Genomic DNA, 512 nt, shown 5'->3' on the forward strand with positions numbered 1-512 from the left:
CGCTTCATCGCTTGACCATATAACCCCAAAGGGTCTGTCAATCGATGATGTCACGACAATTGCCGGATACGCTTGAAACGTATCTTACTTTGTCAGCATGATATACATTGTTAAAGAGCGTTAGAGCAAAAGCTCTAAGCGAGAGACTTGATGTCGCCTGATGGCGAACAAGCATCTTGCTTAGAACTTGACGACTGTTTTACTCGAAATCGAAAAATGGTGGAGCCAAGCGGGATCGAACCGCTGACCTCCTGCGTGCAAGGCAGGCGCTCTCCCAGCTGAGCTATGGCCCCATACTACAAGGGTCCAGCTACTCTAGCCTCGAGCGTTGACCCTTCAGTCGCTACTCTTGCTTGATCAGGTAATTCATTGTGAGCACTTACCGACAGTCAGATGACGTGTCGTTTAAGGAGGTGATCCAGCCGCAGGTTCCCCTACGGCTACCTTGTTACGACTTCACCCCAGTCATGAACCACACCGTGGTGATCGCCCTCCGAAGTTAGGCTAACCAC

Annotated in this window: 1 tRNA gene and 1 rRNA gene; both read right to left on the reverse strand. The window is 50.6% G+C overall.

Going from position 1 to position 512, the window contains the following annotated elements:
• Positions 1 to 217: 217 nt before the first annotated feature.
• Positions 218 to 293 (reverse strand) — tRNA-Ala (locus tag KUW00_RS08745).
• A gap of 113 nt (positions 294 to 406) precedes the next feature.
• Positions 407 to 512 (reverse strand): 16S ribosomal RNA (locus KUW00_RS08750); the annotation flags it as partial.

Origin of the sequence: Halomonas sp. DP5N14-9, from assembly GCF_019802175.1 — a bacterium.
In the GTDB taxonomy this organism is placed as follows: Bacteria; Pseudomonadota; Gammaproteobacteria; order Pseudomonadales; family Halomonadaceae; genus Halomonas; species Halomonas litopenaei.